This is a genomic window from Dolosicoccus paucivorans, assembly GCF_900100125.1.
GTDB lineage: Bacteria > Bacillota > Bacilli > Lactobacillales > Aerococcaceae > Dolosicoccus > Dolosicoccus paucivorans.
Genome location: NZ_FNEL01000094.1, coordinates 1 through 1,600 on the forward strand (window position 1 = coordinate 1; position 1,600 = coordinate 1,600).

A 1,600-nucleotide genomic window follows, 5' to 3' on the forward strand; every position below is an offset into this window, starting at 1 on the left:
AAATTTATGCTAGATCAATTTGGGGTTGAAATCGCAGGAAGTTTTGGACCTTTAGTTGGAAAAGTCTTACGCATTGGTAACATGGGTTATTCAAGTCGACGAGAAAATGTATTACACGTTTTAGGTGCATTGGAATCAACGTTGATCCGTTATGGAGCAAAAGTAAATCAAGGTGATGCTGTTCAAGCGGCATTGAATGTATATTTAGATGTTCAAAAATAGAGCTAAAAGAGACTGTGACATAAGTTCGTATCCTCTTTAGAAAAATAACCCCGTCAAAGTGTTCATTAATAACGTTTTGACGGATTTTTGGTATAATTAGGTATCGAATTAAATGAATAAAAAAAGCAGGAGATCACACCTCCTGCCTAAGACAATCCAGAAAGGATCATCTCTAATGAACAGACTTAAGTATACCATATCTTCTCCCGAAATCATAGTTTCTGTTAACTTTTCACTCCCTCAAGATTGTAGAGAAGTCAAACATTTATGACACGATCTCTGAAAAATAGATTGCAAAAAGCAGTTAAACATTCAGCATATTTTTGGAAAATTTTGTCAAGACCTTTAGAGCGAAGCGTGCCTTGAAGAAACTTGGAAGAAATATATAATGGCTAACCTGCTTTTTCAAAATATTCTGTGACGACTTCATTCGGGTTCTTGAAATCTAAAACTTTGTGGTAGGTACTATTGTAGCTTGTGTTATGCCGTCTTAAAGCTTTTTCTAGCTCTTCTTCACTGAAGAAACGTCTTCTTGAGTAAAACTTCTCTTCATCTTCTCGATGGCTTCTCTCTACCAAACCGTTCTGCCAAGGACTATAAGGAGCCGTCGTTTGATAGTCAATACCCAGGCAGTTTAAGACTTTTTGAAACCTTGATTGCTTATCAGTTTCCTCTGGGTCATTGGTAAACTCCCTTCCGTTGTCTGTCTGAATTTTGTCAATCTTGAAGCCCATCTCTTCTTCTAGGGTCAGCAGAAATTCTGAGGTTGTATAGGTGCTATTCTCATTCATCAGACTCAACACTCTCTTTCGTGAATAAGCATCTATGGCTGTGATTTGGTAGTATCTCTGATGGCGACTCACAAAGCCGATAGAGTTCACCGGAACGTATTTAACATCGATTTGAACCAGTTGACCAGGATGAGTGTATTTAGGCTTTTCTTTCTGCTTCTTACGTTTTTTCTTGGCTTTAGCAGGCTTGCCTAGACCCATCTTCCTGATTTGCCGACACATGGAATCATAAAACCTGGTGTAGCCCTTGTCTTTGCATTTGCGGTAGACGTGAGCTAAACCACGGTGTCTATGATGCCTATGCATGTGTTTAATCAGATCCAATTCATCCTGTGTATATTGGTTAGGATGTGATTTAGGACGAGTGGACTTCTTTCGCAAGGATTCAATCGATCCATCATACCTTTGTCGCCATCTCTGAACATACTGCCTGGATTTATGATATTTCCTTGCAGCTGTGGCTTTATTATTCACTTTGATAGCATACTTAACCTTAGTGTAAAATAACTGTTGGTAAGCTAAAAGCAAAAAAGATAACCCTCTGCTATACTGTTAGTAGCCAAAACACACAGAAAGTTAGAGGATTA

Annotated in this window: 1 protein-coding gene and 1 pseudogene; one reads left to right on the plus strand and one right to left on the minus strand. The window is 38.4% G+C overall.

The genetic code is table 11. The features are described from left to right. Positions 1–222 (plus strand): annotated as a pseudogene (locus tag BLR79_RS08670) (alanine--glyoxylate aminotransferase family protein); the annotation flags it as partial. A gap of 392 nt (positions 223–614) precedes the next feature. Here BLR79_RS08670 and BLR79_RS09470 read toward each other — a convergent pair. After that, positions 615–1,541: a DDE-type integrase/transposase/recombinase gene (locus BLR79_RS09470; RefSeq protein WP_092087035.1), complete on the minus strand. Its 927-nt coding sequence runs from the start codon at positions 1,539–1,541 to the stop codon at positions 615–617. Positions 1,542–1,600 lie beyond the last annotated feature (59 nt).